The sequence below is a fragment of the Rhodococcoides trifolii genome (assembly GCF_014635345.1).
In the GTDB taxonomy this organism is placed as follows: Bacteria; Actinomycetota; Actinomycetes; order Mycobacteriales; family Mycobacteriaceae; genus Rhodococcoides; species Rhodococcoides trifolii.
In genome coordinates, this window is the sequence record NZ_BMCU01000001.1 from 1,273,660 (window position 1) to 1,286,602 (window position 12,943).

The 12,943-nt window shown below is 64.6% G+C and carries 14 protein-coding genes; 3 read left to right on the forward strand and 11 right to left on the reverse strand.

The window, feature by feature from the left end; translation table 11 throughout:
* Positions 1-146: 146 nt before the first annotated feature.
* From IEW02_RS05950 to IEW02_RS05965, 4 genes are read right to left on the reverse strand one after another with little or no spacing between them, the layout of a single operon-like run.
* Positions 147-1,109 carry a nucleoside hydrolase gene (locus IEW02_RS05950; protein ID WP_229745794.1) on the reverse strand — a complete coding sequence of 321 codons (963 nt, stop codon included), beginning with the start codon at positions 1,107-1,109 and terminating at the stop codon, positions 147-149.
* 1 nt (position 1,110) lies between these two features.
* A complete protein-coding gene (gene madM / locus IEW02_RS05955) occupies positions 1,111-1,875 on the reverse strand; it encodes a malonate transporter subunit MadM (RefSeq protein ID WP_188543712.1) in 765 nt (254 codons plus the stop codon).
* Position 1,876: 1 nt separating this feature from the next.
* The gene (madL, locus tag IEW02_RS05960) at positions 1,877-2,281 is read right to left on the reverse strand and encodes a malonate transporter subunit MadL (protein WP_229745795.1); all 405 of its coding nucleotides are present in this window, start codon (positions 2,279-2,281) and stop codon (positions 1,877-1,879) included.
* Positions 2,282-2,287: 6 nt separating this feature from the next.
* Complete coding sequence (locus tag IEW02_RS05965) at positions 2,288-5,041, reverse strand: AMP-binding protein (protein WP_188543713.1); 2,754 nt, start codon at positions 5,039-5,041, stop codon at positions 2,288-2,290.
* 120 nt (positions 5,042-5,161) lie between these two features.
* Between IEW02_RS05965 and IEW02_RS05970 the strand changes: the two genes are divergently transcribed.
* Positions 5,162-5,824, forward strand: coding sequence for a GntR family transcriptional regulator (locus IEW02_RS05970; protein ID WP_188543714.1), 663 nt, complete (start codon positions 5,162-5,164; stop codon positions 5,822-5,824).
* Position 5,825: 1 nt separating this feature from the next.
* Here IEW02_RS05970 and IEW02_RS25065 read toward each other — a convergent pair whose 3' ends face one another.
* The 3 genes from IEW02_RS25065 to IEW02_RS05985 all read right to left on the reverse strand — a co-directional run bounded on the left by IEW02_RS25065 (position 5,826) and on the right by IEW02_RS05985 (position 8,375).
* Positions 5,826-6,083: a response regulator transcription factor gene (locus IEW02_RS25065; RefSeq protein ID WP_229745796.1), complete on the reverse strand. Its 258-nt coding sequence runs from the start codon at positions 6,081-6,083 to the stop codon at positions 5,826-5,828.
* 73 nt (positions 6,084-6,156) lie between these two features.
* Positions 6,157-7,140 (reverse strand): DUF8320 family protein, encoded by a 984-nt coding sequence (locus tag IEW02_RS05980; RefSeq protein WP_188543716.1) that lies wholly within the window; start codon positions 7,138-7,140, stop codon positions 6,157-6,159.
* A 32-nt stretch (positions 7,141-7,172) separates the two neighbouring features.
* The gene (locus IEW02_RS05985) at positions 7,173-8,375 is read right to left on the reverse strand and encodes a sensor histidine kinase (RefSeq protein ID WP_188543717.1); all 1,203 of its coding nucleotides are present in this window, start codon (positions 8,373-8,375) and stop codon (positions 7,173-7,175) included.
* A 74-nt stretch (positions 8,376-8,449) separates the two neighbouring features.
* Here IEW02_RS05985 and IEW02_RS05990 point away from each other — a divergent pair, with 74 nt between their 5' ends.
* Positions 8,450-9,148, forward strand: a complete 699-nt coding sequence (locus IEW02_RS05990; protein ID WP_188543718.1) for a carbon-nitrogen hydrolase family protein — start codon at positions 8,450-8,452, stop codon at positions 9,146-9,148.
* Here IEW02_RS05990 and IEW02_RS05995 read toward each other — a convergent pair.
* From IEW02_RS05995 to IEW02_RS06005, 3 genes are read right to left on the reverse strand one after another with little or no spacing between them, the layout of a single operon-like run.
* Positions 9,136-9,930 carry an acyl-CoA thioesterase gene (locus IEW02_RS05995; protein WP_188543719.1) on the reverse strand — a complete coding sequence of 265 codons (795 nt, stop codon included), beginning with the start codon at positions 9,928-9,930 and terminating at the stop codon, positions 9,136-9,138. The genes IEW02_RS05990 and IEW02_RS05995 overlap by 13 nt on opposite strands.
* Positions 9,927-10,796, reverse strand: coding sequence for an SCO6745 family protein (locus IEW02_RS06000; protein WP_188543720.1), 870 nt, complete (start codon positions 10,794-10,796; stop codon positions 9,927-9,929). Before IEW02_RS06000 ends, IEW02_RS05995 begins: the two co-directional genes overlap by 4 nt.
* Before the next feature lie 32 nt (positions 10,797-10,828).
* A complete protein-coding gene (locus IEW02_RS06005) occupies positions 10,829-11,113 on the reverse strand; it encodes a hypothetical protein (protein WP_188543721.1) in 285 nt (94 codons plus the stop codon).
* Positions 11,114-11,275: 162 nt separating this feature from the next.
* On the opposite strand from IEW02_RS06005, the gene IEW02_RS06010 reads away from it, so the two are divergent.
* A complete protein-coding gene (locus IEW02_RS06010) occupies positions 11,276-11,755 on the forward strand; it encodes an OsmC family protein (RefSeq protein ID WP_188543722.1) in 480 nt (159 codons plus the stop codon).
* Here the strand turns inward: IEW02_RS06010 and IEW02_RS06015 are convergent.
* On the reverse strand, positions 11,745-12,905 hold the full coding sequence (locus IEW02_RS06015) for an acyl-CoA dehydrogenase family protein (RefSeq protein WP_188543723.1): 1,161 nt from the start codon (positions 12,903-12,905) through the stop codon (positions 11,745-11,747). The genes IEW02_RS06010 and IEW02_RS06015 overlap by 11 nt on opposite strands.
* Positions 12,906-12,943: the final 38 nt, after the last annotated feature.

Genomic DNA, 12,943 nt, shown 5'->3' on the forward strand with positions numbered 1-12,943 from the left:
CACGGCATTCCGTCCCCGCGAGGTAAGGCGACACACGTGAATCCCGATTGCCCGCGGCCAGCGTGTGTATTACGTCTGCCGGGACGACGTCCAGGTGGAGTCCGGAGGGGTGGTGCCAGGGTGCTCTGAACATCGTCACGACTGTGTCAGATGGAGATCCTCCCGATGGAGTCGAGGGCGATGTCCCAGAATTTCGCTACGTCGAGACCTGTTGCCACTCGATGCCGACCGCCGACCGTCTGCGGCCGAAGGTCGACCACCGTGCGGCCGAGTGTGAACTCACCCTCGGTCTCGACACTGATCGGCGCCGAGCGGATCGTGAACACGGACGGGTCGATCAAATAGACCACCGGACACAGATCATGCACCGGTGGCGCGTCGAAGCCTTGGTGGTCTGCGTAGGTCGAGCCGAAGAACTCGAGCAGCTCGTCCGCGAAAGCTGCTACAGGACTGCCTATGTCGATCAATCGTCGCCGAATTTCTGTGGTGGCCAGCGCGAGGTGAGTCACCTCGAGCCCGAACATCGTCACCGTCCACGGCGCAGCGAAAACCTCCTGCGCAGCGTCGGGATCGACCAGGATGTTGAATTCTGCGGACGCCGTGACGTTGCCCTGCTCGATGGCGCCGCCCATGATGGCGACCGATGCGCGCTCTGCGATGGCAGGCTCGAGCCGCAACGCCAGCGCCAGGTTGGTCAGCGGCGCGGTGGCAACCACGGTGACCGAACCTGCGGGCCGACTCATCACCTCGTCGACGATGACCGCAGCTGCAGTTCTGTCGTCGAGCGTCATCGTATTCACGGGCAACGGGGGACCGTCGAGGCCGCTCTCGCCATGGATGTCGGGCGCCGGGCGGTGGGCGCGACGCAACGGGCCGTCGGCGCCTCGCGCGACGATGACATCGGTCATCCCCGCCAGACTGCAGACGGCAAGTGCGTTGGCGGTGACCTTGTCGACCGTCTGATTCCCGCAAACAGTGGTGACGGCGACCAGGTCGATCTCGGGGCTGCCGTGGGCGACGAACAAGGCGATCGCGTCGTCGTGTCCGGGATCGCAATCGAGGATGATCGAGCGCGGCATCGCGGCTGGAGCGGGGCGGGATGCGTTCACCTCACCCACCGACGATCGCCCTGATGATCACGTAGAACAGCGACGGTCCGAGCAGGCAACCGATTCCGGTGTAAAACGTTGCGGTCATCGCGCCGTAGGGAACGAGGCGCTTGTCGGTGGCGGCCAACCCGCCGGCGACTCCCGACGTGGTGCCCATCAGTCCGCCGTAGGCCATTGCCGATTTCGCGTTGTTCAGGCCGATCAAGCGCGCGATGAACGGGGTACCGATCATCACGACAACCGACTTGACCAGACCGGCGGCGACGGACAGCGCAATCACTTCCGAGCTCGCACCCACGGCCGTTCCTGTCACCGGTCCGACGATGTACGTGGCAGCGCCGGCGCCGATGGTCACCAACGATTCAGCGTCCCGGTAGCCGAATGCCGCGGCGATGGCTGCGCCGACGACGAAAGATACCGTCACGCCCAGGATGATGGACAGCACACCGGTGGCGCCGGAACGCTTGATCTCCTTGAGGTCGACGCCGAAGGCCGTGGACACGATGGCGAAGTCGCGCAGCATCGACCCGCCCAGCAGAGCGAGACCGGACAGCACTGCGAAATCGGCAACTCCTTTCTCTCCGCCGGTGACCGTGCCGCCCCAATAGGCCAGTGCCAGGCCGAAAATGATCGCAATTGCGGATCCGTGCAATCTGCCGCGGGTCAGCGTCTTGGACAGGAATCCGGCGAGCAGCGTCAGCGCACCGACCACGACGAAGGCCACCAACAGATCGTTCTTCTCGAAGACCGAGCTGAGCAGTTCCATATCAGGCTTCCTGCTTCTCTTGCTCGGTCAGCGGAGGCAACGGCTCGGACGGTGTGCCGATCTTGGCCAGCACGGGAACCAGAGCGGCACCGGCAACCAAAGCTCCGAGGCCGGCGAGGATTGCCATCGGTCCGCCGCTGACGGCCGCCGCGACGTTCTGAATCGACGCCATGGCGATGACGATCGGGATGTACATCGCGCTCCAGAACAAGATTCCCTGTTCACTTGCTTTGGGGAAGTGGCCCTTCCGGCGCAACCATTCGACGGCGAAGATCAACATGATCATCGCGAAGCCGACTCCGCCAACATTGGCGTCGATGCCGAGCAGGGCGCCGAGGACTTCACCGACAATCGTGCCGGCCAGCATGCACAGCGCAAGCGCCGCAACTCCATAGAGAACCATCATGTACTCCTATGTCTCAGAGGTGAACAGATCGGCGTACTGCTTGCGCAGTTCGGCCTTTTGGACTTTGCCCATGACGTTGCGGGGCAGCGCCTCCACGACACGCACCGCTCGGGGATGTTTGAACCGGGCGAGATCGCCGGTGATGTGATTCATCAGTTCGCTGTCCCGTGGGCTCTCTCCGGGATTCGGAACCACAAGCGCAACAATGGTTTCACCGAAATCCGGATGCGGCACGCCGATGACGGCGGATTCGAGCACCTTGGGGTGGCTGTCGATGAGCTCTTCGATCTCGATGGGGTAGATGTTGTATCCCCCCGAAATCACCATGTCCTTGTCACGACCGACGATGCACAGGTAGCCGTCCTCGTCGAACATGCCCAGATCCCCGGTGATGAAGAAGCCGTCGGAGCGAAACTCCGAGGCCGTCTTCTCGGGCATCTGCCAGTAACCCGCGAAGACGTTGGGGCCGCGTACCTCAATGCTGCCGACCTCGCCGTCCGGCAACGGTTTTGCAGAGTTACGGTCGACGACACGAATCTCCGTGCCCGGCAGGGCCTTGCCGACGGTTCCGGGTTTGCGGGGTCCGCCCTCGTACGGGTTCGTGCTGTTCATTCCCGTTTCGGTCATGCCGTAGCGCTCGAGAATGGAGTGGCCGGTGCGGGCCGAAAAGGCCTTGTGGTCGCTGGCGAGCAGCGGCGCGGACCCCGAGACGAACAGGCGCATCGACGCGCACAGTTCGGGTGTGACCTTCTCGCTATTCGCGAGCCGGGTGTAGAAGGTGGGCACGCCCATCAGGACGGTGGAGCGGGGGAGGAGATCGATGATGGCGTCGGCGTCGAACTTGGGCAGGAAGTGCATCGAGGCGCCGGCCGCGAGTGTCATGTTGGCGGCGACGAACAGTCCGTGGACGTGAAAGATCGGAAGCGCGTGGATCAACCGGTCCTCGGACGTGAACTGCCACGCGTCGATCAAGGCCTCGCAGTTGGCGGCGAGATTGCCGTGCGTGAGCACCGCTCCTTTGGAACGCCCGGTGGTTCCGGAGGTGTAGAGGATGGCGGCAGGATCGGTGGAGGCGGCGTCGAAAACCTGGTCGTCTCGTTCGGTGCCGCTCAGCAGCGATCCGTCGCCCGAGTCCCCGAGGGTTTCCAGTACGAGGCTGTCCTTGTACTCGGCGTAGTCGCTCACCCGATCAGGCGCGCAGACCAAGACGCGCGGCCCCGCGTCGCCGATGAAGTACCGCATTTCCGAACCGGTGTAGGCAGTGTTCAGCGGCAGGAAGACGCCGCCGACCTGCAGCGTCGCCAGGTACAGCGCGATGGCCTCGGGAGATTTCGACACCTGCATCGCGACGCGGTCTCCCGGCGTCACGCCGTCGGCCCGCAGCCGTGCAGCGATCTGCTGCACCAGGTCGGCGGTGTCGCGGTAGCCGAGTGTGCGGCCATCGGGCAGCTCGAAGAGTGGAGCGTCCGGTCGCCGCCGCACCTGAACGTCGAATAGTCGGAAGATGGTGGTGTCGTGAGTCATCAGCGGTGTTCCTTCTCTGCGGGGACGTGTGTCGGCGAGCGATTTCAGGGGACCGTCGACGGCGACCGTGCGCCGCCGCACGAAATCCTCGTGCCTACGTTCGAGTTGGTCGGGCTCGTAGAGGTAATTGACCATGGCCCCGTACGACTGCTGCCAGGCCTTGTCCGAAGGGTTCGCCGGCCAGTTCAGCCGCCACGCAGTCGCACCATTTCCGAGGTGGAAGCGGGCAACGGGATCGATCGGTCGGCCGTCGGCGAGTCGTTCGACGGTCAGATATTTCAGCAGGGCGGGGAACAAGCGGTCGCTCACGCCCGTGTCTAACTCGGCGGCAAGCTCCGCGTCACCGGTCTGCGGATCTTCGAGCCATCGTCGAAATCCGGGAATCGGTGACAGCGTGACGAACTGATGTAGGTGCGGCAGTTGACTTTTCACCTGCTCGATGACCTGCTTGATCAGCGAGCTGCCGAACGACACACCCGCCAGACCATCGAGAGCGTTGTTGATCGAGTAGAGCGCGGCGGTGTCTGCGCTCGAAGGATCAAGGGCTGCAGCAGGTTCCAGTAGTGGACCGATGCGATCGGGCACACCCTGCACCAATGCGACCTCGACGAAGATCAACGGCACGTCACCCGTCGCCGGATGAAAGAACGCGAAGACGCGGCGATCCTCGGGCTCGATTCGACGACGAAGTTCTTCTTCGGTCGTCATCGGGTGGACCGATTCGTAATGCAGTAAGTGCCGGTGCAGTTCGATCGGTGAGTCCCAGGTGACCTCGGTCATCTGCAGGAATCCGCGGTTGAACCAGGACTTCAGGAGATGGTGGAAGTCGTGGTCGAGCGCGCGCAGACCGGGGTTGGTGCGCATCATTCGGCGGAGATCGGACCGCATCTCGACCAGTGCCAGTGTGGCGCCGGGCGCGTGGTTGATGCGGCGGAGCAACTGCTGGCGAGCCGGCTCGACGGCGTCGAAAAGCTCGATGGCCTGGGCGCTCGCATCCGTGTCGGCGCCGCGGACGTCCTCCCAGCGATGGAAGGCGGCCCAAACTCGGTCGGCATCGACGTCGTATGCGGTGGTGACGTGCTGAAAGAAGCGCAGCTTGTCGGCATCGTCGAGCCCCGCGTAGTCGGCCAGTGCCTCGGTGGCAACCGTGCGAATCGACGCCTCACCGACATCGCTCACCAATATTTCGCATGCAGCGAGCAGCGCGTTCAGTGATCGGCCCTGTTCGGATCCCATGCCACGTCCTTCGACGGTCGTATATTTCGATGACGGTGATATATATAACAGGGACGTTAGCGGATAAATGTGAGCTGCACCACCCCCAATATCGGTTAATCTGTGCCGCAGGAGGTGGCCATGATTCGAGTCCCCGAATCTCAGCGGGTGCGCGATGCGCTGGAGAACGCCGTCCTCGACGGCCACTACCGGCCGGGTGAACGCCTCGATCCGACGCAACTCGAAAAAGAGTTCGGCTGCTCACGCACGCCCATCCGCGAGGCGCTGCAGGCGCTCGAGCGGTCGGGTCTGGTGCAAATTCGTCCCAAGCAGGGCACGTACGTCACCGAACTCGGTATCTCGGAAGTGGCCGAGCGATTCGAGGTGATGGCCGAGCTGGAGGGCATGGCTGCGCGACTTGCGGCGGGTCGTATCGAACGCGACGCGCTTGCGGAACTCGAAGTGGCACTACAGGAATGCGAGCAGCACGCGATCAGCGGCGACGCGGATGCGTACTACTACGCGAACGCGCGCTTCCACGGCATCATCAACGATTCGTGTGGCAACGACTACCTGCGTCAACAGGCATTTGCGTTGAAGCGGGTACTGCAGCCCTACCGACGACTGCAGTTGCGCGTACCCGACAGGATGCGGAGGTCGATGGCAGAACACCGGGTCATTGCCGACGCGATCGCCCGCGGAGACGCGGCTGCCGCCGAGACCGCGGCACGCGACCACGTATTGGTTCAGGTGAAGGAGTTCAGCAACCTGGTGCGGACCTGGCGCCAGTTGTCGGCGAGCTGACTCACAGATCCTCGATATCGATCAACCCGTCCTGCAACGCCCGGCACAACAACGACGCCTTCGTCGACGCGGACCGCCCGCAGTACTCGTACTTGTCCCGGATTCGCGCGATGTGCGTACTGAGCGTCGAGGGCGCAATGAACAACCGTCGAGCGGCCTCGTTCTTCGAGTCACACAGCAACCATTCCCGCAGCACAGCGACCTCGCGAGGGCTCAGAGCAGGCTGTTCGAACGGCGGCGAAAGCGGGGGAGCGGTCACCCTCGGAACGCTACTGAGGGCGGCAATGAACGGACAGACGCGACTTTTCGTGACACCAGTTCGGGGGTCACGGTTAAGTGCTGAAAGTATCGACTCCGTTCGCGTCGATGCTGATTCGCCTCGACAGGGAATCCTCGACATAGACGGACGCCACCGTCTCGCGGCCGGGCGGAAGAATCCGCACTCGCACCGCGCCGGACTCAGCCGACGTCAAGACCGTCGCCACCTGCGACCGCACGCGGTCGACCACCGTGGGGTCCGCCTCGTCCAGGCCGCCGTCGTCGATCATGATCACCTCCACACCGCGCCGACGCGCATGCAGCGCAGCCTCGTCGACCAGCGGCGTCGACAGAGCCGGCGCGCGTAGATGATCCCGTAGGTGAGCTTCCAAGAGCTCACACGAGATGCGTTCGTGGACGGTGAGGGGAACGTCGCTGGCAATGCGGGTGAGGAGCGGCCGGGCCAAGCGGTCGAGGCGGTTACGCTGCTCGGTGCGTTCGGCCACGGCTGACGCCAAGGCGGATTGTTCTTCGATCTGCCGTTCCGACCGGGTGCGCAAGGTGAACACTGCCTTTGCTGTGGGCCGAAGGGTGAAGGACAGGATGGTCGCCATCGCCAAGGGGGTGGCGTCGATGACCACCTTGGCGGCCTCGCCGACGAATGTGCTTCCTGTCCACGCCCCCCATGCGCCGTAGATCGCGATCATCGCAAACAGGCTGAGCCACGGCGGAACTCGTCGGCCGCGCACACACATGAAACACAGGACGGTGGTCGACGCCCCGTGCGTCCAGCCCTGCAGGGGCGTGGCCATCGGGACGGGGAGCACCCACAACACCAGTACCGACGCGACGGGACCGATCGACGAAAGTGCGAGAGTTGTGCTGCGCGGCAACGGATCACCGGGCGCAGCGATCAAGGCGATCACCCCGGCGGAGATGAGTGCCACGGCGGCGACGATCGGCCAGACGGAGCTCACGCCGTGAAGATTGCCGAACGCCGACACCGAGATCGCGGCGATGTACACGACGACAACCACCTTGGCCGCCTGGGTGTGCATCCCCAGAAGGGTTCGTACGTCCTGCTCCGGCGTCACCGTCCGGCCGTCCAGGAGACGCTGACTCGGGTGCCGTGATCGGGGCGGGAGACGACGGAGGACGAGCCGCCGGGAAGCTGGCGCAACCGTCCGTGAATGCTCACGGCAATTCCCAGCCGGTGCGGAGGAACGCCCGCCGGATCGAAACCCACGCCGTCGTCGGCGATCTCGATCCGAAGTGACGGACCGTCCGCCAGGTGGACGCGGACAGATCGCGTTGCCGCCGGAGCGGCGTGAACAACGCTGTTGCGCAGCGCTTCCGACGTCGCCGACGCCAGGGTCCGGACGACCCCCGCGGGGAACACAGCATCCGGCACATGGGTGTCGACGTCGACGCGCAGGCCGGGGTCGACGGCGGCCACGACGGCCTGGATCACCGCGACGCTCTGCGCTGCTCCAAGCTGCTGATCGTCGTCGGCCCCAGACTGGAGGTCGTCGATGGCATCGAGGGTTCGGGCGGCCTGCTTCGCCAGCTCCGCCGAGCTCCCCTCCCGAGCGGCGGCCAGCAGCGTCGACATCACACTGTCGTGGGTCAGCTCGTCGAAACGGCGGCGTTCGTCTGCGCGGGCGCGCACGGCACCGGTCTGTGCGGCGTCGGCGAAGGCTTGATTGCGGGTGCGGTCCAGCACGCCGGCCGTGCGGATGGCCATGATTCCGGCGGCGACGGGGACGATGCAGAACGCGAAGGAGAACGCGATCTCGGGGAAGAGGGCGCCGTTGTGATCCGGTGCCCGGACTTCGTGATTGATGGCCGCGGCACCGATCACCACGACACCGAGGGTGAGGAACGCCCATTTCGGTCGCCACGCTGCCGCCGCCGCGAGTCCGGGCAGACCGATGAACTGCGAGAACCACATGCCCTTGTCGTTCTCGATCAACCCACCGTTCCACCCGACAGGCCACAGTGCCAGCGAGACACCGCATCCGATGACGGAACAACCAGCGAGGAAGCGCAACTGCGCCTCGGACGACCGCCATCCCAGCACTCCCATGGCGATGCCAGGACCGAAGAAGGCCGGTAGCGCAACCACATTCCACCAGGGAGCCGTCACCGCGAACGCGCGGTGGATGTCGGGCGCCAGCATGCCGAGGTAGAAGAGGTAACCGATCCCGAGAAAGATGGAGAACTGCTGCGTGATGCGGAGCGCAGCAGAGGAATCGACGTGGTCGAGGGGAGCAATCTGCAGAGGCTCCTCCATCCGACCATGAGAGCACGAGCCCCGACGAGCTGTCTGTCCTACGTTCGAATGACCGTGCGTGCGAGGATGCGGAGATGGAGTCGATGCGCATCGCCGTCGGGCAACCGCTGGTCGGGACGGATCTGACGGCGTCGGTCAGCGCACACGCGGCGCTCGTACTCGCGGCACGAGCCGACGTGATGGTCTTCCCCGAGATGTCGCTGACCGGTTACCGCCTCGACGCCGATCCAGTGAACCTCGACAGATTGAACGAGCTCGTTCTCGCCTGCAGAGCGGTCGTGACGTGCGCGTTGGTGGGAGCTCCGATCGTGCACAACGGACAGCGAGCCATCGCAGTACTGAGAGTCGACTCGGACGGTGTCAGCGTCGCCTACCGAAAGTCGTTCCTCGCCGAGGACGAGAAGGCGCACTTCGAGGCCGGCCCCGGTGCCACGGCCATCGAGATCGACGGGTGGCGATTCGGCTTGGGCGTCTGCAAGGACACCGGAGTCGACGAACACATCGATGCCACAGCAGCTCTGGACGTCGACGTCTATGCGTGTGGCGTGGTCCATCATCGGTCGGAACTCGCGGAGCAACGTCGCCGAGCAACCGACATCGCCTCTCGCTGCGACGCGTACGTCGCTATGGCCAGTTTCGCGGGACCGACCGGCGGAGGGTACGACCGGACCGCGGGCACCTCGTTGATCGTGTCGCCGTACGGCGAGACACTGGCGCAGGCAAGCGAACTCGCCGGCGACTACACCGCGGTCACGATACATCAGTCCTTGTAGTACACCAGCTGGTGTCCGGTGGCGAGGAGAGTGCCTGCGGTACTCCATAATTCGGCTGTCTGGTCGTGGTACCCGCGATGAAACCGTCGTGCGTGGGCGGTGGCCAGGAGAAAATCATCACCCTGAGCGGCGAGGTCCTCGGCGGTCGCGAAGAAGTGGACGGTCAGCGAGATCGTCCCGGCGGACAGGTACTTTCCGCGTCGCTGGAAGACGCGGGGGTAGAACGTGTCACTCAACGACGTCAGCGACGCGAAGTCCAGCGGACGCGGCGGCCTGTCCCTGATCCACACCTGACCAACGGAATCAACGGCTTCGGTCTCCGTGAGTGCACCTGCCAGATACCGCATCTCGTAGTTCGCGGCCCACGCGATCATCGTCGGGAAGTCGATCGGGTCGATACCGTCGGGTCCTGGAACGTCCGGTCGCACGGCCTCGTCGGAATCCCAGGTATCGCGGCGGGTGCCGAACACGGCGGTGGCCGTCGTCGCGATCGTTCCGTTCTGGTGCAATTCGAGGTACCAGTGCTGGTTGCTGCGATTGGTACGCACTGCGCGCGTGGAGATCTCGAAGTCGCCCTCGGCGATGGGGCCGGCGAAGTTCACCGTGACGGTCAACGGGTCGCCGTGACGATCCGGATGCAACTCCACCGCGCGAACGAGCAGTGCGGCGGTCAGTCCGCCGAACGGCCCGACCATGTTGTTGAACGGTGCGGAGGTTCGCCCGCGATACTTGCCGTCTCCCAGGCTTTCCAGCGCGAGAGCGTCGTCGAAGTTGTGGGTCATTTCTTCTTCGTCCCCGGCAGGAAACCGGCGTCGATCACGGCCTTCACGTACGGCCGAACGCTGGTGATGAGCTCGTCCGCGTCGGGCACGTCGTTCCACACGGCCGAGGCCATGATGTCGGTGCGGTCCTCGATGTGCTGATCGAGGGTGACGCCGTCGGCGGTCAAGGCTTCTGCGCCGTCGGTAATACTCAGCAGCCCGCGCGTCGCCAATCGGTCTGCGGCAGAGGCCCATTCGTCGTCGGACCACTCCCGTGTCAACTGGGTGATGCGCTTACCGAGTCCGCCGCGGCGGACCGCGGGATCGAGGTGCTTGGCCTCGTGGAACACGTTGGCCTCGGTCGGGTCGAGTTGGGCGTCGACGAGTGCGGCCAGGTGGCCGTCACCGCGCCACTCCCGCAGCACCGCAATGGAATGCCAGAGTTTCAGGTGGGGTGCGTCCGGGCGTTCCGAGGAATGCCATGCGGCGGCCAGTGGCCGACCCGCGAAGGATGCGGTGTCGCCGATGTCGCGCAGCCGGTCTGCCACCTCCACGAGGTGAGGTTCGTCGACGAGGGGGCCGAGCGCGTCGCCGAGGACGTGATCGAGCGCAGCCCAGCGGCGGTCTGCGATGGTGTCGAGACCGGCTTCGAGTGCTTTGGGCCAGGAGCGTTCGACCAGCTTGTGGTTGAAGTTGAAGAACGCCGCAGCCACGACGCTGGGGCTGCACGCACCCATCGGTGCCGCCCGCGAGCCGACGTACCAGGCGTGTCCGTCGAGTCCGGTGTCCGTCCCCGCCTGCGTGAGGTCGGGGTTGAAGTACGCGGTGATGTGGTACCGCTCGAACGTCTTATAGGCAGCGCGTGCGAGCTCCGGCGAGGTGGTCATGAGTACTGAACGTACCCATGACCATTCCGGGGTCAGCTGACGGTCAGGTACGGCGTCCACGCGGTGAAGGAATGTCCCATGGATGTGCAGGTCAGGGAATTGTTGAAGCCGACCTGGCAGTTGGCTCCGCCGTAGGTGATCGATCCTTCGAGTTGCTTGCTGCCGCCGTGGCCGCGCGGTCCGCCGATGCCGAACGTCGGGTGGGCGGGAAACCACGGGACGTCGATCGCGATGTCGTAGACCTTGGGGGAGGTCGGGATCTGGGTGAGGAACAGGCCGTCCGGGATGTCGCAGGCCACGACGCCGTTGGGGGTCATGGAGCAATTGAGAGCGCCGGACGAGAAGTAGACGGTGTTGCCCTGTAGATAGGCGTCGGGCGCGACTACCGGGGTGGTGGGGTAAGAGCCGTTACGGAGCCTTTCGAATCAGCTCGAGCCGAACTGTTCCGTCGATGACATCGAGAGAACATCGTTGAATCCATGACTACCAGCACTATTCGCACGTCCGTCGTTCCGTTCGTCCTCGACGCCAGAGGAACCGGTGTCGCGCAGCATCTCTCCGCCGAGGGCGACGCGGGACACGAGTTCGACACCGACGCCTACCCTGCGTTCGGCGGCAAGGACGAGGCGCCGAGCCCGCTGTTCTACGCACTCGGGGCGTTGACGTCGTGCAACCAGGTGACGGCCGCCCTCGTGGCCAAGGACCTTGGAATTACCCTCGGCGAGTTCATCTTTCGAATTCAGGGCGATCTCGACACCGCGGTTCTGGTGAACGGCGACGAGGGCAACTCCAACTTCGACAAGGTTGCGGTGGCGGCGACGGTGCAGACCGATGCGGACCAGGCGACGTTCGAGACGTTCGTGTCCGAGGTCGAGCGCCGGTGCCCGGTGACGCAGCTGTTCGTACGCAGCGGGCTCGAGTTCGTCAACGAGTGGACCAACGCGGAGCTCACCCGATAACGCTGGTACCCGCAACCAGCGCCTTCGCGATGATGGTCCGCATGATGTCGTTCGTGCCTTCGGCAATCGCCATGAGCGGGGCGTCGCGGTAGAGGCGCTCGACGACGAACTCGGTCGAGTAGCCGTATCCACCGTGGATCCGCATCGCCTCCAGGCTTGCGGTGATGGCGGCCTCGGACGCGAAGTACTTCGCCATCCCCGCCTCGACGTCGACGCGCTTGCCCGAATCAGCCTGCGCCGCTGCCCAATATGTCATCAGGCGCGCTGCCTGCAGCTGCGTGGCCATGTCCGCGATCTTGAGCTGAATGGCCTGAAACTCGGCGATGGGTTGGCCGAATGCAGTCCGCTGCCTCGCGTACTCGAGCGCAGCGTCGTAGGCGGCTTGCGCAATGCCCACGCTGCGGCCCGCAATGTTCAGGCGCCCGATCACGAGTCCCGAGAGTGCGTGCTGCAGGCCGTGTCCCTCGTCGCCGCCCAGGACTGCGTCGGCGGGGACCCGCACGTTGTCGAACGTGATCTCGCAGGACTCGGTGCCCTTGTAGCCGAGCTTGCCCATGTCGCTTCGAACATCGAAACCGTCTGCGGTGGTGTCGATCAGCAGCACGGACATGCCCTTGTGTGCGGGCGTGGTGGTCCCGGTTTTGACCAGCGTAGGAAGCACATTCGCGTGCCGGGCATTGGTGATCCACGTCTTCGCACCGTTGACGACGTAGTGGTCACCGTCGCGCCGGGCGGTGGTGGCGATGCCCTGCAGGTCGGTGCCCGCGCCGGGTTCGGTGAGAGCGATGCCGGTGCGCCACTCACCTGTTGCCAGCTTCGGGAGGTAGGTCGTCTTCTGCTCGTCGGTCCCGTGTGTGGAAATCATCCAGCACGACAGATTGTGGCTGCCGAGAATGCCGGCGATGCCCATCCACCCGCGCGCGAGTTCCTCGTAGACCAGCGTGAAGGACACCATGTCCAGGTCGAGACCGCCGTACAACTCGGGCGTCGTGATTCCGAACAGGCCCATGGCCTTCATGTGGTCGACGATCTCGGTGGGATAGCGGTCCGTCTTCTCCCACTCGTTGGCGACGGGGACGATCTCCTTTTCGACAAAGGTGCGCAGCGCTTTACGAAAGGCGAGCTGCTCTTCGTCGTAGGTGAAGTCCATAGGATCCTCGTCTCGTCATCTTCGTCGAGGATACGACC

Bases quoted from the DNA above. Each gene is read 5' to 3' on its own strand.
- madM (WP_188543712.1), bottom strand. From the start codon at position 1,875: ATGGAACTGCTCAGCTCGGTCTTCGAGAAGAACGATCTGTTGGTGGCC.
- madL (WP_229745795.1), bottom strand. From the start codon at position 2,281: ATGATGGTTCTCTATGGAGTTGCGGCGCTTGCGCTGTGCATGCTGGCC.
- IEW02_RS05965 (WP_188543713.1), bottom strand. From the start codon at position 5,041: ATGGGATCCGAACAGGGCCGATCACTGAACGCGCTGCTCGCTGCATGC.
- IEW02_RS05970 (WP_188543714.1), top strand. From the start codon at position 5,162: ATGATTCGAGTCCCCGAATCTCAGCGGGTGCGCGATGCGCTGGAGAAC.
- IEW02_RS05980 (WP_188543716.1), bottom strand. From the start codon at position 7,140: ATGCACACCCAGGCGGCCAAGGTGGTTGTCGTCGTGTACATCGCCGCG.
- IEW02_RS05985 (WP_188543717.1), bottom strand. From the start codon at position 8,375: ATGGAGGAGCCTCTGCAGATTGCTCCCCTCGACCACGTCGATTCCTCT.
- IEW02_RS05990 (WP_188543718.1), top strand. From the start codon at position 8,450: ATGGAGTCGATGCGCATCGCCGTCGGGCAACCGCTGGTCGGGACGGAT.
- IEW02_RS05995 (WP_188543719.1), bottom strand. From the start codon at position 9,930: ATGACCCACAACTTCGACGACGCTCTCGCGCTGGAAAGCCTGGGAGAC.
- IEW02_RS06000 (WP_188543720.1), bottom strand. From the start codon at position 10,796: ATGACCACCTCGCCGGAGCTCGCACGCGCTGCCTATAAGACGTTCGAG.
- IEW02_RS06005 (WP_188543721.1), bottom strand. From the start codon at position 11,113: ATGACCCCCAACGGCGTCGTGGCCTGCGACATCCCGGACGGCCTGTTC.
- IEW02_RS06010 (WP_188543722.1), top strand. From the start codon at position 11,276: ATGACTACCAGCACTATTCGCACGTCCGTCGTTCCGTTCGTCCTCGAC.
- IEW02_RS06015 (WP_188543723.1), bottom strand. From the start codon at position 12,905: ATGGACTTCACCTACGACGAAGAGCAGCTCGCCTTTCGTAAAGCGCTG.